Annotated in this window: 22 protein-coding genes and 1 tRNA gene; 6 read left to right on the plus strand and 17 right to left on the minus strand. The window is 48.7% G+C overall.

The window, feature by feature from the left end; genetic code table 11:
- Positions 1 to 66: 66 nt before the first annotated feature.
- Positions 67 to 139: transfer RNA gene (locus CGC65_RS21135), tRNA-Val, on the plus strand.
- A gap of 225 nt (positions 140 to 364) precedes the next feature.
- Here CGC65_RS21135 and CGC65_RS21140 read toward each other — a convergent pair.
- Positions 365 to 646: a DUF503 domain-containing protein gene (locus tag CGC65_RS21140; RefSeq protein ID WP_002569714.1), complete on the minus strand. Its 282-nt coding sequence runs from the start codon at positions 644 to 646 to the stop codon at positions 365 to 367.
- A 464-nt stretch (positions 647 to 1,110) separates the two neighbouring features.
- Here CGC65_RS21140 and CGC65_RS31385 point away from each other — a divergent pair, with 464 nt between their 5' ends.
- A complete protein-coding gene (locus tag CGC65_RS31385) occupies positions 1,111 to 1,260 on the plus strand; it encodes a hypothetical protein (RefSeq protein ID WP_002569715.1) in 150 nt (49 codons plus the stop codon).
- 281 nt (positions 1,261 to 1,541) lie between these two features.
- Here the strand turns inward: CGC65_RS31385 and CGC65_RS21145 are convergent, their stop codons facing one another.
- The 10 genes from CGC65_RS21145 to CGC65_RS21190 form a co-directional block, all read right to left on the minus strand.
- The gene (locus CGC65_RS21145; RefSeq protein ID WP_002569716.1) at positions 1,542 to 1,898 is read right to left on the minus strand and encodes a hypothetical protein; all 357 of its coding nucleotides are present in this window, start codon (positions 1,896 to 1,898) and stop codon (positions 1,542 to 1,544) included.
- Between the two features lie 110 nt (positions 1,899 to 2,008).
- Entirely contained in the window at positions 2,009 to 2,299 is a 291-nt protein-coding gene (locus CGC65_RS21150; RefSeq protein WP_002569717.1) for a phage holin family protein, read from the minus strand.
- Positions 2,300 to 2,385: 86 nt separating this feature from the next.
- The gene (locus CGC65_RS31390) at positions 2,386 to 2,547 is read right to left on the minus strand and encodes a hypothetical protein (protein WP_002569718.1); all 162 of its coding nucleotides are present in this window, start codon (positions 2,545 to 2,547) and stop codon (positions 2,386 to 2,388) included.
- Positions 2,548 to 2,854: 307 nt separating this feature from the next.
- Complete coding sequence (locus CGC65_RS21160; RefSeq protein ID WP_002569719.1) at positions 2,855 to 3,766, minus strand: AEC family transporter; 912 nt, start codon at positions 3,764 to 3,766, stop codon at positions 2,855 to 2,857.
- Between the two features lie 417 nt (positions 3,767 to 4,183).
- Positions 4,184 to 5,491 (minus strand): TRAP transporter large permease, encoded by a 1,308-nt coding sequence (locus tag CGC65_RS21165; protein ID WP_002569720.1) that lies wholly within the window; start codon positions 5,489 to 5,491, stop codon positions 4,184 to 4,186.
- Positions 5,488 to 5,991 (minus strand): TRAP transporter small permease, encoded by a 504-nt coding sequence (locus tag CGC65_RS21170; RefSeq protein WP_002569721.1) that lies wholly within the window; start codon positions 5,989 to 5,991, stop codon positions 5,488 to 5,490. The genes CGC65_RS21165 and CGC65_RS21170 overlap by 4 nt, the downstream gene beginning before the upstream one ends.
- Entirely contained in the window at positions 5,975 to 7,024 is a 1,050-nt protein-coding gene (locus CGC65_RS21175) for a TRAP transporter substrate-binding protein (protein ID WP_002569722.1), read from the minus strand. Before CGC65_RS21175 ends, CGC65_RS21170 begins: the two co-directional genes overlap by 17 nt.
- A 342-nt stretch (positions 7,025 to 7,366) precedes the next feature.
- Positions 7,367 to 8,218, minus strand: a complete 852-nt coding sequence (locus CGC65_RS21180) for a response regulator transcription factor (protein WP_002569723.1) — start codon at positions 8,216 to 8,218, stop codon at positions 7,367 to 7,369.
- 24 nt (positions 8,219 to 8,242) lie between these two features.
- A complete protein-coding gene (locus tag CGC65_RS21185) occupies positions 8,243 to 9,688 on the minus strand; it encodes a sensor histidine kinase (RefSeq protein ID WP_002569724.1) in 1,446 nt (481 codons plus the stop codon).
- 184 nt (positions 9,689 to 9,872) lie between these two features.
- The gene (locus tag CGC65_RS21190) at positions 9,873 to 10,091 is read right to left on the minus strand and encodes a helix-turn-helix domain-containing protein (protein WP_002569725.1); all 219 of its coding nucleotides are present in this window, start codon (positions 10,089 to 10,091) and stop codon (positions 9,873 to 9,875) included.
- 157 nt (positions 10,092 to 10,248) lie between these two features.
- Between CGC65_RS21190 and CGC65_RS21195 the strand changes: the two genes are divergently transcribed.
- On the plus strand, positions 10,249 to 10,437 hold the full coding sequence (locus tag CGC65_RS21195; RefSeq protein WP_002569726.1) for a hypothetical protein: 189 nt from the start codon (positions 10,249 to 10,251) through the stop codon (positions 10,435 to 10,437).
- A gap of 40 nt (positions 10,438 to 10,477) precedes the next feature.
- Here the strand turns inward: CGC65_RS21195 and CGC65_RS21200 are convergent, their stop codons facing one another.
- From CGC65_RS21200 to kduI, 3 genes are all read right to left on the minus strand, one after another.
- Positions 10,478 to 11,185 carry a GntR family transcriptional regulator gene (locus tag CGC65_RS21200; RefSeq protein ID WP_002569727.1) on the minus strand — a complete coding sequence of 236 codons (708 nt, stop codon included), beginning with the start codon at positions 11,183 to 11,185 and terminating at the stop codon, positions 10,478 to 10,480.
- Positions 11,186 to 11,328: 143 nt separating this feature from the next.
- Positions 11,329 to 12,135: a gluconate 5-dehydrogenase gene (locus CGC65_RS21205; protein WP_002569728.1), complete on the minus strand. Its 807-nt coding sequence runs from the start codon at positions 12,133 to 12,135 to the stop codon at positions 11,329 to 11,331.
- A gap of 22 nt (positions 12,136 to 12,157) precedes the next feature.
- On the minus strand, positions 12,158 to 13,000 hold the full coding sequence (gene kduI, locus CGC65_RS21210; protein ID WP_002569729.1) for a 5-dehydro-4-deoxy-D-glucuronate isomerase: 843 nt from the start codon (positions 12,998 to 13,000) through the stop codon (positions 12,158 to 12,160).
- Positions 13,001 to 13,328: 328 nt separating this feature from the next.
- On the opposite strand from kduI, the gene CGC65_RS21215 reads away from it, so the two are divergent.
- Entirely contained in the window at positions 13,329 to 14,546 is a 1,218-nt protein-coding gene (locus CGC65_RS21215; RefSeq protein ID WP_002569730.1) for a 6-phosphofructokinase, read from the plus strand.
- Positions 14,547 to 14,558: 12 nt separating this feature from the next.
- Here the strand turns inward: CGC65_RS21215 and CGC65_RS21220 are convergent, their stop codons facing one another.
- Positions 14,559 to 15,401, minus strand: coding sequence for an SDR family oxidoreductase (locus CGC65_RS21220; protein WP_002569731.1), 843 nt, complete (start codon positions 15,399 to 15,401; stop codon positions 14,559 to 14,561).
- 160 nt (positions 15,402 to 15,561) lie between these two features.
- Positions 15,562 to 16,611, minus strand: a complete 1,050-nt coding sequence (gene uxuA, locus CGC65_RS21225; RefSeq protein ID WP_002569732.1) for a mannonate dehydratase — start codon at positions 16,609 to 16,611, stop codon at positions 15,562 to 15,564.
- Positions 16,612 to 16,788: 177 nt separating this feature from the next.
- Between uxuA and CGC65_RS21230 the strand changes: the two genes are divergently transcribed.
- Together CGC65_RS21230 and CGC65_RS21235 are read left to right on the plus strand one after the other, a co-directional pair.
- Entirely contained in the window at positions 16,789 to 17,679 is an 891-nt protein-coding gene (locus CGC65_RS21230) for a helix-turn-helix domain-containing protein (RefSeq protein ID WP_002569733.1), read from the plus strand.
- Between the two features lie 15 nt (positions 17,680 to 17,694).
- Complete coding sequence (locus CGC65_RS21235; protein ID WP_002569734.1) at positions 17,695 to 18,669, plus strand: radical SAM protein; 975 nt, start codon at positions 17,695 to 17,697, stop codon at positions 18,667 to 18,669.
- A gap of 1,152 nt (positions 18,670 to 19,821) precedes the next feature.
- Here the strand turns inward: CGC65_RS21235 and CGC65_RS21240 are convergent.
- A complete protein-coding gene (locus CGC65_RS21240; RefSeq protein ID WP_002569735.1) occupies positions 19,822 to 20,712 on the minus strand; it encodes a ribokinase in 891 nt (296 codons plus the stop codon).
- Between the last annotated feature and the right edge of the window lie 26 nt (positions 20,713 to 20,738).

A 20,738-nucleotide genomic window follows, 5' to 3' on the forward strand; every position in this document is an offset into this window, starting at 1 on the left:
TTTTTACTGTTCATTACAAGAATTGCTTGCCATCCTCCCTGCCTATATGATATAATTAGTCTCGTTGGAGACATAGCTCAGCTGGGAGAGCATCTGCTTGACGTGTAGAGGGTCGCAGGTTCGAGTCCTGTTGTCTCCACTGGATATTTGTGCCGGAACCTTTGTTTTTACAGGGTCTTGGCACATTTTTTATTATTCTGATGACAATTGCTCAAAAAGGGACTAAACCGATTGGCCTAATCCCTTCTCTGCAAACAGTTTTTCAATTACTATCATTCTCTTTCCCGTTCCAGATTCCGTTCTTATCCACGTACCATCCGTCAGTTCCCAGGCCACACGTACATAGGTACTGCCATAATGCCGATTAAAATATCTCTCTTTCCATATCTGTAATCTCAGCTTCCGTACTCTCTTCTATAAAATACCGTATCTCCTCCATCACACTGTCGGCTTGGGCGCTATGCGATACGATAGCAGCCACGCCAATGACAATGGTCTGGTGTATATCCTGCTCTCCCACCTCTGCCACAGCCACGTTAAATTTGTTCCGCATTTTAGACAGCAGGCTTTTAACAACCATGCGTTTTTCTTTCAATGAATGAACCCAGGGCGCATGGAGCTTGATTTTTAATGATAATATCAGCATTTCGTCCACCTCGTAATCAAATACACTACGTTACAATTTCTCATCTTTTAATTGTGTCACTTCCATCCACTTTGTCATGGGTAATTCCAGAATGACCTTAATTATAAATATCCAATCCCTTCATATTTATAAATAAACTCCTCTCTGCCACTTATCCACAACCATAATACCACTATATATAGATAAACACAATATCAATCCTGATTATCTTGTGTTTTTAGTGGATAATGTGGATAAGTGTGTGGATAACCGGTGGATTAAATGTGGATGCAAACCGTTTTCTTTTTATAATTCCTTTTTATGGTTCCCTTTTATGGTTCCTCCATCCATATTTCATTTCCCGCCGTTTTATTTACCATTTTATTTGTCTCCCCAAAATATTGCCCCATGATTTATAATGTAGTATGATTAGGATATATTATCTAGTAAACTGACCTATCAATCACACCACGGGAGGTATTAAAATGAAATTCTTCACCAAGGCACTCATCATCCTGGCGGTTATTCTCCTTATATTGGCATTGGGCGACAGCATATTCAACGGTCTTTTCAGCAATGACGGTTATCGCCCCGTAACCCAGCAAATGAAAGAGATCATGACAGGAACCGATTAGGTTCCTTTTTTGATACCCTGTCGCTGATATTCACAATTTTCTTACAAATCGTTCATATTTTCGCTACAGGATGCTCATAGGATGCTCATATTTAGCCCATATACTATATCTTGTAAGTTGATATTGCTAATCAGACTTTTTTTCATAATACAGCCGGCAGGAGAAATCCTGACCGGCTCCTCCCTTTTTTAAGGCTTTTTGACCTGTACTCTTCCTCCCACACCTTGTCCACCCGCGGATGAGGGCTCCAGATTCAAACAATATCTGACGCCTCCCCCAGTTTATATCTGACAAAAATAAAAATACTCCACCTCATTGATGATAATACTCATATTGGGGTTATCCAGCAAACTTCTTGTCCTGTTTATAACATTTATGAGCGACTTCTTATAGGTTCCGCTATCAGCCACCTCCACCGGGTTCCTGACAGCAGAGACACAATGCCCTACTTTCCCCAGTTGGCAGCCGCGTATCTCACCGCATATCAAGCTGTGTGTTGTCACTGTCCCGGTGACATAGACTCCTGTGGAGCCGTACTCCTCGTCCGCAGCCATTTCCCAGCATCTTCCCACAAAGTCGTCTGTGTAATATTTTGTATCAATCCCAAAAAATGTGATAATATACTGCTCTGTTGTCATATTAATACCCGCAGCCTTTTACAATATCTTATTCAGACATAGCGCATTCATTGCAGGTCCACATATCTTAAAACAGATTCAGAACAGTGATACTCCATGGATTCCCCCTTCTATTCCTCCCTGCCTATCTGCTTTATGATTTGATTGACATACGTGCTCAGCCCTGCCAGCAGGATTCCCTGGGTTATGGCGGTAAATATTGCCATGAAAATTTCCTGCCCAGACCGGCATGTACTTGTGGCAAGCACATAAATCCCGCATATGACAATTCCCAGGCCGCCGTTGATTAAGGGGATATATCTGTCCTTCACCGCCTCACTCTGCTTAATCCACATGCCCACAAAATACAGCACAAGAGCCACCACAATTAACTCCGGCTTTACATAATCCGTTATCTGCATACACACTTTCCTCCTGTTACTTGTCTTACTATCAGTATATTAAGCTGAACAGGTTTTGACAGTCCCAAGCCCAAAAAAGAGAAGCCCTACGGCTCCTCTTCCATTTTCCCATAAACCTCAGTATCTGCTTTCTGTCTCAGTGTGTTAGGCCCCAGATACTCGCCACCGTGCCATCTGGGATTGAATGTCTCTACATTCTTTGCCTGCTCTTCCAGTTCCTTTGTGGATTTCTGCTCTCCCTGTTTCATTTTCATCACCTCTGGGATAGTATGTACCATGACAGTGGGAAACATGTATCAGATATACAGTATCAGAAATCTCCGCCCCGGCAAAGCCCCTGTGTTTAAAAAATCAGCCCCGGCACGCCACTGGCGCCGGAGCTGATTTAAAAAGGGGAGGATAAGTATTAATTATTTTCTCTTTCGTGTATACTCCTATTATGGCCCCATCCCAAAGAATTATACACACCCGATACATTTTTTTAAATTATTTTCCTCTCCCCTGTTTTTCCCGCCATTCCCGCTCCCCTGCCGTCTGTTTTATTCCGCTCTGTCCCTACAGTATCATCATCAGTGTCCCGGTTATCAGCACCGTACTGATGACGACGGATATAGAGTTCACCGCGCTTGCCAGTCCCACATCCGCCCCCAGGTTTCCTGTAAATGCAGGTGCGGCAGAGGACATGGGGCTGAGGGCAAGTATGGTCAGAGCCTGCCTGTATTCTATCCCAAAGGGCAGCAGGAAATAAAAGACCAGAGCCAGTACAATGGCCAGTGAATACCGGGCCGCAAGTATCTTCACGATTTTACCCGGCTGGCTGCTGTCCCCGTTCAGCTTAAATCCCACCCCAATCATAAGCATGGCCATAAATGCATTTGCATTTCCAATCACTCCGGTAAATGAGGTAATGGGGGCCGGCAGTCCCACATGGAGAAGCGACAGCACGGTCATAATCAGATATGCGTCAAAAGGAATGGATTTGAGCAGCGTCTTTATAACCGGAAACATGCTGAACCTGGCGTTCTTCTCTTTTGTCGCCACCGCCGCGCTGTAGGCCCCTCCCAGACAGATAAACGCGTTTCCGGTATCAAACAGACTGGTTGCCACCACACCAACAGGACCCAGGAAGCTCTGGGCAAAGGGCATGGTAAAATTACCTATATTGTATCCTGGCAAATTCAGTATATTGAATGCCCGTTCTTCCCGTTCTTTTCCGATACTCATGAAAAAGGCCACGGCGATATACAAAATCCCGCCTGCAAAGCCCAGCAGTGTCACCACCAGCATGGACGGCTTCAGGTCAATCCCTGAAAAATTAGATATAATCGCCGCGGGAAGGGTTATTTTAAGTACGATTTTCGATAAGACATAAAAATCTTCCTCCTTAAAAAAGCCTGCTCTTCTCAGCAGATTTCCCATTATTATGACAGCCACAAAAGATCCGGCCTTCATCAACACTTCTGCCATTTTATCATTTCTCCCATCCGTTTTCTCTTCCCGCCCCGGCTTTTGGTTTAAACCTTTTGATTTAAACCTTTTGATTTAAACCTTCATTTCGCAAATCCTGGTTATCGCAAGTCCTTGTTATAATATCAAAAACAACGGCAGACTGCAATAACAAAACAATATGAGGCAGGCAAATTGAGGCAGACAAATCCCCAGGAATCCCCGAACAGCTCCAGTACGTCTCCGGTACACCCCCAGTATAACCCAAGTACATCTCCAGTACAGCCCCAGTACAGCAGGAGGACAGAAAGAAAGACCGGACGCCCAACCTGGCGCCGGTCTCTCCAATCCCTTTGCGAGACAGCACACATGCTCACATGTGTCCCAGTCCTCTGTCTCCTTTAAAGGGCAGCTTTGTACTCCGGATTTCCGTACCGCCTATACATATCCCAGCAGTCCCGGCAGCCACATGGACAGAATCGGAACATAGGATACTAGCAGCAGCACAACAAATATGGCCGCAAAATACAGCAGCAGGGGTTTAATTACATTTTCAATCTTGGTCTTACCCACCTTTACACCTACAAACAGCGTCGTTCCTACCGGAGGTGTGATGGTTCCGATACACAGGTTAAATATCATCATAATACCGAAATGTACGGTATTCATACCCAGGGCCTGGCAGATTGGCAGGAAGATAGGTGTGAAGATAAGACAGGCCGGCGTCATGTCCATAAATGTACCGATAATCAGCAGGAGGATATTGATGATAAAAAGAATCACATACCGGTTATTGCTGATACCTAACATTGCCTCTGACACGGCTGTGGGGATTCCGGTAAAGGCCATAACCCAGCTCATGATGCTGGACACGCCAATCAGGAAAATAATGATGCCAGTCATCTCCGCGCTGTCCAGGAAAATCTTAGGCAGCTCAGAGAACTTTATGGACTTATAGAAGAACAGGGAAAGAATCAGGCTGTACACCACCGCCACCACGCTTCCCTCAGTTGCTGTAAAAATACCGCTGATAATGCCGCCGATAACAATGACAATCATCAGCAGACAGGGAATGGCCTGGAAGAACACCTTTACCTTTTCACTGTTGGAATATTTCTTTGTGCTGCGGTACCCTTTCTTCTTGGCAAAATAGAAGATAACCGCCATGCAGGCAAGGCCCCAGAGGATGCCCGGAATGTATCCCGCCATGAACAGGGCTGCCACCGAAGTGCCGCCGCTGACCAGGGAGTAGGTAATCATTACATTGCTGGGAGGAATCAGAAGGCCGGTTGGCGCCGTGGCAATATTAGCAGCAGCAGAGAAATCCCTGTCATAGCCCTCCTCTTCCTCAATAGGCCCGATGATGGAACCCATGGCGGAGGCAGCTGCGGTACCAGAACCGGATATGGCGCCGAACAGCATGTTTGCCACTGCGTTGGTATGGGCCAGGGCGCCGGGAATGCTTCCTGTAAAAAGCTTTGCAAAGTTGATGAGACGGATGGCAATACCGCCCTTATTCATGATATTTCCTGCCAGGATGAAAAACGGAATGGCAAGAAGGCTGAATACGGATATGCCCGAAAAAATTCTCTGTGCCCCTGTAAGCACGGCTGCTCCTGTATTGAGTACCGGAAGAATGGCACAGATGGATGACACTGCCAGGGCTACCGCAATGGGAACCCCCGCTAAGAGCATCACTACTAAAAGCACCAAAATAATCAGTCCGCAGACTACTGCTATATTCATACTCCTGCATCCTCCTTTTTGCCAAAATCCGTGTGCAGCATGTCTGCCGCATTCATCAGACTGAACATCATGATAATAATGCCTGTCACAGGTACAATCACATAAATATATCCCATAGGCACCCTGAGGGATGCTGTGGTCTGGATCATGGTCAGCTTTGTGATGGAGATACCTCCGTAAACCATGACCACACCGGCAAAGGCAAAGGTCAGCAGGTCAATGATGACTTCCAGGTATTTCTTGGCGGAACCGCTAATCTTATCCGCCAGAAATCCCATCCTCATATGGTCCCTTTTGCCGAACACATAGGCGGAAGCCAGCAGGGCCATCCATGTGAAGCTGTAGGTTAAAAGCTCCTCTGAAACAGTACTGGGCTTATTGAAGAAATAGCGGGTAACAATCTGGTAGGTCCCGATTATCGTCATCAGCATAAACAGGCAGATGATAAAAACTCCCAGAATCTGCATGATTCTGGCTCTCACTTTATGCATTGTCTCCATCCTGCTTTCCTCCCTTCGCTTTTTCGTTTATTTCCTGGATATGATTGTACAGGTCCACAATCTTGGGATTATCCTTTAACATGGTCTCATGAAGAGGCAGCACCTTTTGTTTGAACGCATCCACGTCCACATCTATAAATTCCACGCCCATTTTATTCTGTGCAATATCCTTGGCTTCCTCAATGCTCTTATCCCACTCCTCAAGCTCCACCTCTGTGGACAGGGCTGCAGCGTCCTTGAATACCTGGTATTCCTCAGGGCTCAAACCGTTTAAGAATTTCAGGTTGGCAACCAGCATATCCGGCACCATCTGATGCTTGTTATAGGCATAATACTTGGCAACCTCGCCGTGCTTGTTGTTGGTAAGGGCCAGCTCATTGTTCTCCGCACCGTCGATAACGCCCTGCTGGATAGCCGTATATACCTCACCGAATCCCATGGGGGCTGCCGCTGCTCCGAAGGCATTGACCATGGCAACGCTGGCCGGGCTCTGCTGAACCCTTATCTTCTTTCCCTTTAAGTCATCAGGGGTATGAATCGGAGTCTTGGCATAAAAATTCCTGACGCCTGCATTGTACCAGGTAACCACCCTGAAACCGGCTTCGTCCGTGGACTCATAAACCTTTTCCATGTAGTCCGTATCCTGCATTACAGATTTGTACACATCCTCTGAGTCGAAAAGATAGGGCATACTGAATATTTCGTATACGCCTGCAAACGTCTCAAGATTGGCGGTTCCGGCCACAACAAAGTCAATGGCCCCTGTCTGGGTCAGCTCAATGGCCTTCTGGGCAGAACCCAGGATTTCATTGGGGAATATCTGGACCTCGTACTTGTCCCCCAGCCGTTCCTCCACATATTCCTTAAAAGCTAAAAGCCCTATATGCTCCGGATGCGTCTCTGACTGGGCATGGGATACACGGATAATCCGTTTTCCGGAAGTCACTGAGCCACAGCCTGTAAGACCTGCTGCCACAGCAGCCGCAAGGGCGGCAGCCGCCACTCTCTTTATGAATTTTCTCACTTTTTTCATTCCTTTCCCTTTATACGGCAAATTCTTTTGTTTCAATACATCCCAGAAACCTGCGTTCCTGTTTATTCTGGACTGAAATACTGTTTCCCATACCGCAAAACGGCGGCCTTTTGCTGCCCGTTGCCCGGCTCTTTCAGAGTCCCGGCCCTTTTCTCCACAACAAAAGCCCCTTGGCTATCAACCAGAAAACGTTAAGATTTTTTGGCGCCTTCTTAACACTTTCTTAATTATATAGCCAGGGGCTTTTATTTTGTACCGTAAAAGTTTGTCATACAGGAAGAAGATTTTGTCCTTCCCCATTTTTTTCTAGTTACCTTCGCATAAATGCACAAAAAACCTGTTCTATTTTTGTGCAGTCTCACTATCCCTGTACTCGGATGGTATCATTCCGGTCATGCGCTTGAACACTTTTGCAAAATAATTGGAATCATAATACCCTACCTGCATACTCACATCCTTGACACTTATGCTCCTGTCCTTCAGCAGTTTTTTGGCCTCGTTTACCCTGAAACCGGTGAGGTAGGAGGTGAAATTCTGGTCAAAGCACTGTTTGAACAGCTTGCAGAAATAGGCGTCTGAATAATTCATCATCCTGGCAGCATCCTGCATGGATATTTCCTTCATATAATTATTCCGTATATACTCCCGAATGGTTTCCGCCACCTGGGCCAGGCGTCCGTCCCCGTCATCCCTGGGCATGGCTTCTGCATGTTCCTCCCGGCGGATGTCCGGAGAAGGAACACCTGGAGAAGGAACGCCCGGAGAAGGAACACCCGGAGAAGGAACACCCGGAGAAGGAACGCCCGAAACATTCAGCCGTTTATCCGTCAGCCGCATGGCCTCCTCCATGACAGCCACCAGCTCATCCTCCTCGCAGGGCTTCAGCAGATAATCCAGGGCCCGTATGACAATGGCCCTCTTGGCATAGGAAAACTCATCATAGGCTGTCAGGAAAATAATAATACAGTCCTCGTCCAGGCTGCGGATGCGTTCCGCCGCCTCCACCCCGTTCATCTCCGGCATGGATATATCCATGACCACAATCTGGCTTTTTTCCCTTTTGAATGTCTCCAGGGCCTCTGCCCCGTTCACTGCCTCGCTGATATCCAGGCTGCCGCAAAAATGCCTCTTCAGACGCTTGGCCAGCGCCATACGTTCAATCTGTTCATCATCCGCCAGCAATACACGATACATATACCTCATCCTTTCGTCCTGTCATCAGGGTGTAAAGGCCATCTGCACGACCGTTCCCCGTCCCTCACTGCTGTAAATGAAAACCTCGCCGTCCCGGTACATTCCATGGACCCTGCGGTAAATATTTCCCACGCCCACGCCGGTGGCCTTCTCCTCTCCCCTTGCCAGGGCGAGGCGTATTTCCTCCAGCCGTTCCTGCGCCATTCCCCGTCCTGTATCAGCCACCGATATCCAGAGCCGCCTTCCCTCCATCCAGGAACGGACATGTATCCTTCCCCCCTGTCCCTTGGGAGAAATGCCGTGGATAATGGCGTTTTCCACCAGAGGCTGCAGGGCGAAGGAGGGCACCAGCACCTCCATGGTATCCGGCTTACAGTCCGTGTCATAGCGGATTCTCTGTCCGAACCGCATCTGCTGCAAATACATGTAGTCCTGCACCACCTTAAGCTCCCGCTCCAGGGGCATCACGGAGTCCGTGGATTTCAGGTTATAGCGGAACAGCCTGCTCAGGGCATGGATCATCTTCTCTGTGGTGTCTGCATCCTCAATCTGGGCCGTACTGGCAATCATATTCAGTGTATTGAACAGAAAGTGGGGATTTATCTGGTTTTTCAGCATCTGCAGCCGCACCTCGTCCAGCTGCTTCTCCATCCTGTGCTTTTCCGTCAGGGCTTCAATATATCCCCTGGTACTGGCTTTCATGGTGCAAAAGGCCCTGACCAGGCTGGCAATCTCATCACTGCCCTCCGCACAGGTGTCCGGGCCCGTAAAATCATTTTCCCCTATCCGTCTGGAGTCCTCCGCCAGCTCTACCATGGGGCGGACAATGTTTTTCTGGACGGAACGGTTCAGCCATCTGACCATCAAAAGGGCTGCTGCACCCCACAAAATACTGACTGCCGGCACAATAATGAACAGCGGGCGCTGCATCTCATACCGCTCATTGCCCGACTGCACGGTCATCTGTTCCAGACGGCCCGCATGGGTTGCCAGATATCCCTGAACCCGGTAAATGGTATAGAGACGGTCCAGATAATCCGGCGCCCCTTCCTCCATCTCCAGAAACGCATCCCTGGCAGCGGCGTAATTCTCATACATATTTAAAATGGACCAGGTGACCCCATAACGGTCCGCACCGATCTCCTCATAGTCAAAGGGCAGGGACTTAAGCGCAGAGCGGGTCCTGGCGCAGGACATCTCATATTTCTCCCTGTTTTCAGGCGACCTGTCCCCTGCATAATACTGGAAGGAACTGCTCTCAGCATCCATGGCCGACCAGAAGGCCAGGCTCCGCGAATTGCCCATAAGCAAATCCCCGAATCCCTTCATGCCATAGCCGGCGATCAGCATCACCGCTGTTATGGACAGTATAACCACGGCAGCCGTGGAAATGGTAATCCATCTGACCTTCCGCTCCAGGGAGCAGGACATCCAAATACCATGCAGTTTTCTTCCTTGCCTTCCTTCCATCCAGTCTACCTCCATCGTTCATAGCTTATTCTATAATAGTTTTTAACATTTTGGAAGAGACAAACCAAAAACATGGCGGAACTTTGTATTTTTGCGCAGCAAAAAACGCCTGCAGCCAGTAAGGCAGTCTGTATTTACTGACATAGGCGTTTTCCTGAGGCCGCCGGCCGTAAGCCGCGGACCATCACAGCAGCTGGTCCTTTTCGGAAGGCACATACACTGCAATATCCTCAATATCGCAGTCCAGTATCCTGCAAAGGTCATTCACAGTCTTCATGGATATGTCCATGTTGTGTTTCAGCCTGTGAAGGGTACTGTCCGACACGCGGTGCTTCTTTGTAAGTGTGTACCAATTTTCCTCAGATTGCTCCAGTGTCTTCCAGAATGGTGAATAATCTATCATCTTTATCTCCTGTATACGCTCAAGCCGCCGAAGGGCTGGTTTCTTAGATAGATTAAGCATAAGTTAGATTTCACATCTTGAATATCTTCGCAATTACGAATATACTATATAAATGTAAATGCTGTTATTTACATATCTGAAAGGCAGGGCAAAGCAAATGGATTATTTCACAAAAGAAGGCATGAAAAAGCTTCTGGAGGATGAAGAGGTAGTCCGCCGTTTGACGGAGTTCATGGCCATGGATGGTGCGGCCTATTTCGAGGAGGTGCGCTCCCATCTGTCCCCTGAGGAGCTGGAAGAATATCTGGATGAGAACCCGGACGAGAGAATCTATCTGAAAAAATAGGTATCCATCCAATATTTCCATCACGTAAAAGAGCGGCCTGTCAAATGACAAACCGCCCTTCTTCATCTTCTTCCTCAAAGTAATCCTTATAGTCCACCTCAATAGAACGGCGCATACGTTTCATGCTGTAATAAAGGTGTTCCTTCAAGGCTTCCTCCAGCCCTTTTTCATTTTTATCCGCAATCAGACGGAATAAATCCTCATGCTCACCGATAATGCGCATAAAATCAGTTTCCGTGATAAAGTCCAGCATCCTGAACCTGGTATAGTGGAGCTGCTGGGCCTGAAGCATCTCCCACAGCTTCTGGCGCCTGACAGCCGCAAACCAGATGGAGTGCATCTGCGCGTCCATGCGGTAAAACTGCTCCGGCTCAAAGCCCGGTTCCCTGATAACAGCCCTCTGCTGCGCAATACTGTGGCGGATGTCCTCCATGACCATGGGCGTCTGGATTTCCAGGAAATCCCTGAGCACCATGGTTTCCACGGCCACGCGCATATATATCATCTGCTTGATGTTATCCAGGCTCAGAAGAGTCACATAAGTGCCGCGGTAGGGAATGGTCTCTGCAAATCCCTGCTCCTGCAAAAGCCGGAGTGCGTCACGCACCGGTGTTCTGGACACCCCAAAGCGCTCGCATATATCATTTTCACTAATCATCTGGCCCGGCTTAAGCCTTAAATCCAGGATTTCCTGCTTAAGTGTCTCGTATACAAGCTCTCCCCGGTTCTTGAAGTTCATCTCTCCCATGGCTGGACCCCCTTATCAATACCCGCATACAGCACAGGCATAAAATGCCGTTCTTCCTATCAAACAGTCCGGCCGCATCAAAAGCTGCCGGACTGCCAACTGGTCTATATTATAAATGATTCCCCCGGAAAATTCAAGCCGGATTATTTAGGCTGCTTGCCGATGTATGCCAGGATTCCTCCGTCCACATACAGCACCAGTCCATTGACGAAATTGGATGCGTCGGAAGCCAGGAATACGGCAGGTCCGCCCAGATCCTCGGCCTCGCCCCAGCGCCCTGCCGGAGTCTTGCTCACGATAAACTGGTCAAATGGATGTCTGGAGCCGTCAGGCTGAATCTCACGCAGCGGAGCGGTCTGGGGAGTGGCAATGTAACCGGGCCCGATGCCGTTGCACTGGATGTTGTACTCGCCGTACTCGGAAGCAATGTTCTTGGTCAGCATCTTAAGGCCGCCCTTGGCTGCGGCGTATGCGGATACGGTCTCACGGCCAAGCTCGCTCATCATGGAGCAGATGTTGATAATTTTTCCGTGGCCCTTCTTAATCATGCTGGGGATAACTGCCTTGGACACGATGAACGGCGCGTTCAGGTCCACGTCAATAACCTGTCTGAACTCGGCAGCCGTCATATCGCACATGGGAATCCTCTTGATGATGCCGGCATTGTTCACCAGAATGTCCACCACGCCTACTTCCTTCTCAATCTTTCCAACCATCTCATTGACGGCGTCCTCACTGGTCACGTCGCAAACATAGCCGTGGGCTTCGATTCCCTCTTCCTTGTATGCAGCCAGTCCCTTGTCAACCAGCTCCTGCTTGATATCATTGAACACGATGGTTGCGCCTGCGCCTGCCATGGCCTTGGCGATGGCAAAGCCGATTCCGTAGGATGCACCTGTAATCAGGGCTACCTTGCCCTCCAGTGAAAAGTTATTTAAATAATCTGCCATTTCTTTTTCCTCCTTGATTTGCTTATCTCATCTGATTGGGCATCATGGTGTCCATGTCGTCAAACTCCATGTTCTCTCCGCCCATGGCCCAGATAAATGTATAGTTGGATGTGCCGGCTCCGCTGTGTATGCTCCAGGAAGGGCTGATAACAGCTTCCTCGTTCTTCATCACAATGTGCCTTGTCTCGGTGGGCTCTCCCATCATATGGAATACCACGTTGTCGCCTGGAACCTCAAAGTACATATAAACCTCCATGCGGCGCTCATGGGTGTGGGACGGCATGGTGTTCCATACGCTTCCCTCCTCCAGCACAGTCATGCCCATGGACAGCTGGCAGGTCTTAAGTACATCCGGGTGGATAAACTGGTTGATAACGCGCTTATTGGCTGTCTCAGAAGCTCCGCAGGGCCTCTTGGCTGCCTTTGCAATGGGGATGTAGGTGGTGGTGTAAGAAGTATGGGCCGGCGCGCTTACCATGTAGAACTTAGCCGGTGCAGAAGCATCGTCGCTGGAAAAATATACTTCCTTTGTTCCCTTTGTGATGTACAGGCAGTCCTTATATCCCATCTGGAATTCCTGTCCGTCAGCCACAATCCTGCCGCTTCCGCCGATATTGAAAATACCAATCTCGCGGCGCTCCAGAAAATAGTGAGTTCCGAAATTCTTCCAGCAGTCAATTCCCTTATCTATGGAAACAGTTTCTGTGGTAGGCATACATCCCAATGTCACCATACGATCCACATGTGAATACACAGCCACTACCTCATTGGCCGCATACAGGTTCTGAATCAGGAACTCATCCCTCAGCTCCTGGGTGGTGTAACGCTTTACATCCCTCTGATTTGCAGAATAGCGAATATCCATTATCTTGTTTCCTCCTTTAAACTTGATTTCCTTTAAATTTAGTTTCCTTTAATCTTAGATTCCTTTAATCTTGACTTTCTTTTGTGTCTACATTTGCCTTTGCGATTTAGATTGCGTTTGAGTTTGTATTTCTTTCTAGCAACTTGTATACAACTTTTTAAATCTGTATACAGATTAACACAGTCGTATATCTTTTTCAATGGGCATATTCTACAAAATTGCAGTGATTTTCTATGCATGTTCACAACAGTAAGGCTTGCGTTGTGTGTCTGTTTATTATATACTTGACCGTGTTTGACCATGAAACATTACAGCGAGGAGAATGATTATGAAAAAAAACATCCTGGTGGGCCAGTCCGGCGGCCCCACAGCCGTCATTAACGCCAGCTTATATGGAGTCATTGCAGAGGGCATGGCCCGGCCGGAAGAGGTGGACCATGTGTACGGCATGGTAAACGGCATCGAAGGCTTCCTCTCAGGCCACGTCATGGACCTGTCCTCTCTTACCCATGAGGACCTCATCCTGCTTAAGCAGACTCCGGCCGCTTATCTGGGCTCATGCCGGTTCAAACTGCCTGAAAACCTGGATGCGCCGGTTTACAGCCTTTTATTTGAAAAATTCAAATCCATGAACATAGGAGCCTGTTTCTATATCGGCGGAAATGATTCCATGGACACGGTTGACAAGCTCTCACGATGCGCCCGGATCCGCCGTGAATCCATCTCCTTCATCGGAGTGCCAAAAACCATAGACAACGATCTGCCTGTGACTGACCATACCCCCGGATATGGAAGCGCCGCCAAGTATGTGGCCTCCACGGTCCGTGAAATTTCCCTGGACGCCTCTGTGTACCAGCAGCCGGCTGTCACTATCGTGGAACTGATGGGACGCCATGCAGGCTGGGTAACGGCTGCTGCCGCCCTGGCCAGAAAATTCCCCGGCGACAATCCTCTTCTCATTTATATGCCGGAAGTGCCGTTCTCCATGGAACAGTTTTTTAAGGACGTGGAGCAGGCCCTGTCCCGCCAGCCCAATGTGGTAATCTGCGTATCCGAAGGCATCTGCGACAAAAACGGCCGTTTTATCTGCGAATACACCAATGACGCCCAGATTGACACCTTCGGCCACAAGATGCTTACCGGCTGCGCCAAGATACTGGAAAGCTATGTCCGCAACCGTTTCCAGGTAAAGGTCCGCTCCGTGGAGCTGAATGTAAACCAGCGCTGCAGCAGCCTTCTGGCCTCTGCCGCCGATGTGCAGGAGGCAGAGAGCTCCGGCAGAACAGCCGTAGAAAAGGCCCTGCAGGGAGAAACCGGCAAAATGGTTACCTGTTCCCGCCTGTCAGGGCCCGGATATGAACTTGAATATGGACTTACAGAGGTAGGCAATGTGTGCAACCGCGAAAAATCCTTTCCTGTGGAGTGGATCACGGCGGAAGGCTCCGATATCGGACCGGAATTCCTGGACTATGCCCTTCCCCTGATTCAGGGGCAGCCGGACCACATCATGGAAAACGGACTGCCAAAATATCTCTGCAGGAAGTAAGCGCCTCAGCCGTCACACCCCGGAATATGCCGAAAATCCGCCGTCCACCGGAAGTATGATTCCGGTGATAAAACCGGCCGCCTCATTGTTGAGCAGGAACATGAGGGCCCCGTTCAGCTCCTCAGGCCTGCCGAACCGCCCCATGGGGGTGGCGGCCAGCACCTTGGCGGTTCTGGCCGCGGGCTTTCCGTCCTCCTCATAGAGGAGGCCCTCATTCTGCCGGGTCACAAAGAAACCCGGAGCAATGGCATTGACCCGGATTCCGGCTTTTGCGAAATGCACGGCCAGCCATTGGGTGAAATTGCTGAGTGCGGCCACGGCCCCGCTGTATACAGGTATTCTGGTAAGGGGCCTGGCCGCGCTGGCAGAGGAGATGTTGATGATATTGCATCCCTCCCGTCCCACCATATCCTTGGCAAAGACCTGGCAGGTCAGAAATCCTCCTAAAAAATTCAAATCCAGCACGCCCTGCACCCCCTTATACTCCATATCAAAGAAGGTAGCCACATCGGCCTCTATATCCCCCATCTCAAAATATTCTTTCGATGTATTAGCCCTGGCCTGGTTGCCTCCCGCTCCGTTTATCAGGATATCGCAGGGTCCTAACCGGGCCAGCACCCTGGCATGAACGCTCTCCAGCATATCCTTATCCATCACATCCACTCCATAGGCAGCAGCCGTCCCTCCAGCCTCCCGTATGTCCCTGGCTGTCTCCTCAGCCGCCTCCAGGTTAATGTCCAGAAGGGCCACTGCTGCGCCGGCTCTGGCCAGCGTCCTGGCAAACATGCCGCAGAGGATTCCCCCCGCGCCGGTCACCACCGCCATCTTTCCCGTCAAATCCGTCCCCAATACCACCTTTCCTTCCTCCTTTCCTGCTCTTTACTTTCATTCTTTTCCCATTCATCCTCACCGGCTGATGGACAAAAAGGGCCTGAGAACGTTCTTCCCGGCCCTTTCCTGATTTATATTGTGTTTTTTGTCTGATTTTGTGCTGTACAGACCGGCTGTCAGGACATTACCTGCTCATTTTCTCCACAGCCTCGAACAGGCCATTGAGGTAGGTAGCGCCTAATGCTCTGTCATACAGGCCGTATCCGGCTCTTCCTGTCTCTCCCCAAATCATACGTCCGTGGTCAGGTCTTACATAGCCGTCAAAACCATTCTCCACCAGGGCCTTCACGATACCGAACATGTCCAGGGAACCGCAGCAGGACAGATGTGCTCTTTCCTCAAAGCCGTTATCCAGCACAGCCACATTTCTCAGATGCGCGAAGTGGATTCTTCCCATGGCAGCGTATTTACCGGCCAGTCTAACCACGTCGTTCTTAGCGGAACAGCCCAGGGAACCGGTACACAGTGTGATTCCATTGTGCCTGTCATCCACCAGCTTTAAAAACTTATCCAGGTTCTCCTCACAGGTAATGATTCTGGGAAGACCGAAGATGCTCCAGCATGGGTCGTCCTCATGGATTGCCATATTCACGTCGCACTCGGCCGCAACCGGAATAATGCGCTCCAGAAAATATTTTAAGTTATCCCAGAGATTTTCCTCTGTCAGGCTGTGGTATTCCTCCACTACAGCCTTAAGTCCGTCCTTGGTGTAGCTGGAATCCCATCCCGGAAGTGTCAGGTCGCTGTCGCTGTTAAGAGGATTCACTGCATCTACCTGCTCCTGATAGTACACCAGGGAGGTGGAGCCGTCAGCCAGCTCATGGTCTAACTGGGTCCTGGTCCAGTCAAATACAGGCATGAAATTGTAGCAGATACATTTAACACCTGCCTCCGCAACACGGCGGATGTTCTCACAGTAGTTCTCGATGTACTTGTCCCTGGAAGCCTTGCCCAGCTTTATATCCTCATGGACAGGAATACTCTCAATCACATCAAAGCCCAGGCCAGCATCCTCTACCTGCTTCTTCAGCTTTGCAATGCTCTCCCTGCTCCACACTTCGCCTACCGGAACATCGTATACAGCCGTAACGATGGACTGCATGCCCGGAATCTGGCGGATATTCTCCAGTGTTACCTTGTCGTCTTCCCCATACCATCTGAATGATAATTTCATGTGTAAACTCCTCCTGATAAGTGTTGTTTTACGTTCCCTAACCTATGGTTTTATTATAACAGAAACCATTTTTCCGTCCATAGTGATACTTGCCGTCCATATTGCAAATGTTGTTGTTTCATGCTAAGATGGGGATAAAATCATGATAAATCATGTTTCCCGAGAGGAGGGACTCCCGTGAAAAAACAGCTGTCCATGGACTTTAACACACGGCAATACATGCAGTCCGGAGACTTTGAACTCTTCTATTACAATGACACTGCGCTTAAATCCGTAGATGCCCATGAGCATGACTACTACGAGTTCTATTTTTTCCTGGAAGGCGATGTTACATACCACATCGGTGATAAAAGCTATCAGCTGGAATACGGGGACTGTCTGCTGATTCCGCCTGATACCCCCCATTATCCCCAGTTCCATTCCTATGATAAACCCTACCGCAGGTTTGTATTCTGGCTGAATCAGGATTACCACAAAAAGCTGCGCCAGACCAACGAAGATTTGACATATTGTTTTGACTATGCCCAGAGCCACCAGGCCTACCGGTTCCACACAGACACCATTACCACCCAGGAGATTCAGGGAAAGCTTACCGACCTGATGGAGGAGCTTGCGGGCGGACGCTCCTTCCACCGCCTTGTCTCGGAGCTCATGGCTGTCTCCTTCCTGGTGTACATTAACCGCCTTCTCTATGACAGCCTCCACCAGAAATCAGCTGTCTACGAAAATGTTCTGTACCTGAACATCTGCGACTATATCAACCGGCACCTGGAGGAGGACTTAAGCCTGGACAGCCTGTCGTCCTTTTTCTATGTGAGCAAATACCATATCTCCCACATCTTCAAGGACAACATGGGTATCCCGCTCCACCAGTACATCCTGAAAAAACGGCTTCACGCCAGCAAGAACGCCATATTGTCCGACCAGCCCATCAGCCATGTTTACCTCCAGTATGGCTTCAAGGACTACACCAGCTTTTTCAGGGCATTCAAAAAAGAGTACGGTGTTTCCCCCAAGGAGTACCGGGAGCAGCACCGCCTGCCTGAACAGCAGGATTACACCATATAAGGGGATTTGACTGACATGAATACACCTGACATCCTTTCCTTTGACACATACAGAAACTGTATCCTCTGCCCCAGAATGTGCAAAGCCGACCGCAGCCGCGCCGCAGGCTACTGCGGCTGCAGCAGCGTCCTTACGGCTGCCAGGGCCGCCCTTCACCACTGGGAGGAGCCCTGCATCAGCGGATCTGCGGATGCAGACGGCGGTTTAACAGCGCCCGGCGGCGCCCATTCGGATTCCGGCGGCAGCGGCACCGTCTTTTTTTCCGGCTGTACCCTGGGCTGCTGCTTCTGCCAGAATCATAAAATCAGCAGCGGGCACTTCGGCCGGGAGATGACCGCTGAGGAACTGGGCCAGGTTTTCCTCCGTCTCCAGGACCAGGGGGCATATAACATAAACCTGGTGACACCCACCCAGTACCTGCCCCATATTATCTCCGCCCTGGACCAGGTACGCTTTAAGCTCACCATACCTGTGGTCTATAACTGCGGCGGCTATGAGCGTGCGGAGACAGTAAAGGCATTAAAGGATTACGTGGACATATGGCTTCCCGACTTCAAGTACTATGATAACCGTCTGGCCCAGAGATATTCCAGGGCTGCGGACTATTTTGAGACGACCGCTGCCGCCATCCGGCAGATGATTGACCAGACCGGCGCTCCTGTTTACCAGTCTGTCTCTCCCGGACTGCTGGCAAAAGGTGTCATCATCCGCCACATGGTCCTGCCGGGACAGCGCCGTGATTCCATTGCCCTGTTGGAATGGATAAGCGGCAATCTGCCCCGGGGCCGGTATATGATCAGCCTTATGAGCCAGTACACTCCCTACATCCAAAACCAGGAATTCCCGGAACTAAACCGCCGCATCACATCATACGAATATGACAAGGTGGTGGATGCCGCCATCCGTCTGGGACTCACCGAGGGCTTCATGCAGGAAAAAAGCAGTGCCAGGGAAGAATATACTCCGCCCTTTGATTTGGAAGGACTATAAGGTATTCCGGACAAAGGTATTCCGGACAAAAGTATTCGGGACAGATGAACGGGTTTCAGAACAAAAAAAGCGCCTGCCTCATCCGGCTGCGCCATCCCGTTTTTCTTTTCCCCTGTTCCCCAAACCTGCTCTCTAAAGACTTTCCTGAATCTCATAAAAACATGAAGACGGATATCGAATCTTTGACTAACCACGTTCGCAGATTACGATATCCGTCTTCTAACTATTTCGTCCATTGGACTAAACCTCACTTTTCCGAAACAATTCTTTTAATTATTTCTGGCTTTTCTATATTAAGTTGTTACACCATTCTACGTTCTGTTACTTCGCTCCTACTTCTGCATTTCTTCACTTATGTCTGATTCATTTCTTTTATTGCTTTTTCTTTACTATCCGGTATCATCTTTCGTTCTAATAATACTTTCTCGTCATATCACCAAACCGAATTTATTTTTCTGATACTCTTGAGATAGTGTTACAAATTCAATCATTCATTTGTTTATAAATGCTTCACTCAACAGTCTGTATCTTTAATTCATATCTTTAAATAACTGCAATTGCTTTTAAAACATTCAATCTATATAACTTGTATTTCGATTATTAAATTATCTGTCTGTGAACTTACCCATTCACATATAAATTTCTTTAACTCATGAAAACCTGCTACTTCTTGAATTGTTTACCAACCGATTGGATTCCTGTTTCTTTAAATCAATTTCTTAAAATTACTTATCTGTTTGAGCGTTTCACTTTGGTAGATTGGTTTTTCCTGGTCTCATTTATAATTAAATTTCTTTAAGTTATAAATGAAACGAAATTTAAGTCTTTGGCGGTCCGTACCTCCTTTGCTTGGATTTTATTACTTGTGAACTGATTGTCTACAGTTCCTTGAAATCTTTTGTTCTCTGTTCTTTTGTTGTTTTCATTATAGTAAATGCCCCCGCATTTGTCAACACTTTTTTAGTTTTTTTATTATTTTTTTAGTTTATTAATATTTGAATCCATTTTATTACAATTGTTTCTCTTTTTATACATGTCTTAACCTTTTATTTGTGTTAATTGTTTAAATATTCTGATTTTTTCAAAAAAAGATACCTATTCCTACCGGATACAGGTATCTTTTTCCTGTTATTTACTTTTTATCTGTTTGAATCATCCCTTAAATGCTTCCACTTCTTCCCTGGAGGGTATGGAGGGTGCTGCCCCGGGGCGTGAAACCGCAATTGCGGCTGCCTTGGCAGCCAGGTCAAGGGCCTCTCCCGCATCCAGCCCCTGCACCAGCCCGCCAATAAGGAAACCGGTAAATGTATCACCGGCAGCCGTTGTATCCGCCACAGGAACCTTATAGATTCCCTGTGTCAGGATTCGTTGGCCGTCCCTGTAAAGGGAGCCGTCTCCGCCCAGTGTCAGAACTATCTTTGACGCCGGAAATTTGTCAGAAAGCTTTTGGAGCAGCTCCTCACCGCTTCCCTGCTCCCCGCATATATCTCCTGCCTCAATCTCATTCAACAGGAAATAATCCACATATTCCAGGGGATAGGTACTGATTTTATCGTCCATGGGAGAAGGGTTGAATACAAGCACCATGCCTTTTTCGCGGGCTCTCTCCATGATATAGCCAATCTCGCTGATTTCATTCTGCAGTACCAGGTAGTCCCCCTTCTCAAAGTGGTCCATAACCCCATCCACCATTTCCCTGGTAATCTTCTGGTTGGCGCCGCCGAAGAGAAGGATGCAGTTGCCCCCGTCCTTTGCCTTCTGGATAATGGCATGGCCGGTCTTTCCATCCAGCACGGATATATACTCCGTATTCACCCCGGCTTCCTTTAACTGGCGAATGAGAAAATCCCCGTCCCCGGTGCCGATGGCACCTGCGTGCCATACCTCTGCCCCGCTTTTACTCAGGGCAATGGACTGGTTTAACCCCTTGCCGCCTGAAAACACATGCATTTCTTCCGAGGACATGGTCTCCCCTCCCCTGACAAAGTGGTCCACGCTATAGGTGTAATCTATGTTCAGTGAACCGTAATTAAGTATCTTCATGATTCTCCTTCTCCTTTCCATTCGTT

The sequence above is a fragment of the Enterocloster bolteae genome (assembly GCF_002234575.2).
Classification (GTDB): domain Bacteria; phylum Bacillota; class Clostridia; order Lachnospirales; family Lachnospiraceae; genus Enterocloster; species Enterocloster bolteae.

Excerpts from the sequence above, each read along its gene's own strand:
- CGC65_RS21140 (WP_002569714.1), bottom strand. The coding sequence starts at position 646 with ATGCTGATATTATCATTAAAAATCAAGCTCCATGCGCCCTGGGTTCAT.
- CGC65_RS31385 (WP_002569715.1), top strand. The coding sequence starts at position 1,111 with ATGAAATTCTTCACCAAGGCACTCATCATCCTGGCGGTTATTCTCCTT.
- CGC65_RS21145 (WP_002569716.1), bottom strand. The coding sequence starts at position 1,898 with ATGACAACAGAGCAGTATATTATCACATTTTTTGGGATTGATACAAAA.
- CGC65_RS21150 (WP_002569717.1), bottom strand. The coding sequence starts at position 2,299 with ATGCAGATAACGGATTATGTAAAGCCGGAGTTAATTGTGGTGGCTCTT.
- CGC65_RS31390 (WP_002569718.1), bottom strand. The coding sequence starts at position 2,547 with ATGAAACAGGGAGAGCAGAAATCCACAAAGGAACTGGAAGAGCAGGCA.
- CGC65_RS21160 (WP_002569719.1), bottom strand. The coding sequence starts at position 3,766 with ATGGCAGAAGTGTTGATGAAGGCCGGATCTTTTGTGGCTGTCATAATA.
- CGC65_RS21165 (WP_002569720.1), bottom strand. The coding sequence starts at position 5,491 with ATGAATATAGCAGTAGTCTGCGGACTGATTATTTTGGTGCTTTTAGTA.
- CGC65_RS21170 (WP_002569721.1), bottom strand. The coding sequence starts at position 5,991 with ATGGAGACAATGCATAAAGTGAGAGCCAGAATCATGCAGATTCTGGGA.
- CGC65_RS21175 (WP_002569722.1), bottom strand. The coding sequence starts at position 7,024 with ATGAAAAAAGTGAGAAAATTCATAAAGAGAGTGGCGGCTGCCGCCCTT.
- CGC65_RS21180 (WP_002569723.1), bottom strand. The coding sequence starts at position 8,218 with ATGTATCGTGTATTGCTGGCGGATGATGAACAGATTGAACGTATGGCG.
- CGC65_RS21185 (WP_002569724.1), bottom strand. The coding sequence starts at position 9,688 with ATGGAAGGAAGGCAAGGAAGAAAACTGCATGGTATTTGGATGTCCTGC.
- CGC65_RS21190 (WP_002569725.1), bottom strand. The coding sequence starts at position 10,091 with ATGATAGATTATTCACCATTCTGGAAGACACTGGAGCAATCTGAGGAA.
- CGC65_RS21195 (WP_002569726.1), top strand. The coding sequence starts at position 10,249 with ATGGATTATTTCACAAAAGAAGGCATGAAAAAGCTTCTGGAGGATGAA.
- CGC65_RS21200 (WP_002569727.1), bottom strand. The coding sequence starts at position 11,185 with ATGGGAGAGATGAACTTCAAGAACCGGGGAGAGCTTGTATACGAGACA.
- CGC65_RS21205 (WP_002569728.1), bottom strand. The coding sequence starts at position 12,135 with ATGGCAGATTATTTAAATAACTTTTCACTGGAGGGCAAGGTAGCCCTG.
- kduI (WP_002569729.1), bottom strand. The coding sequence starts at position 13,000 with ATGGATATTCGCTATTCTGCAAATCAGAGGGATGTAAAGCGTTACACC.
- CGC65_RS21215 (WP_002569730.1), top strand. The coding sequence starts at position 13,329 with ATGAAAAAAAACATCCTGGTGGGCCAGTCCGGCGGCCCCACAGCCGTC.
- uxuA (WP_002569732.1), bottom strand. The coding sequence starts at position 16,611 with ATGAAATTATCATTCAGATGGTATGGGGAAGACGACAAGGTAACACTG.
- CGC65_RS21235 (WP_002569734.1), top strand. The coding sequence starts at position 17,695 with ATGAATACACCTGACATCCTTTCCTTTGACACATACAGAAACTGTATC.
- CGC65_RS21240 (WP_002569735.1), bottom strand. The coding sequence starts at position 20,712 with ATGAAGATACTTAATTACGGTTCACTGAACATAGATTACACCTATAGC.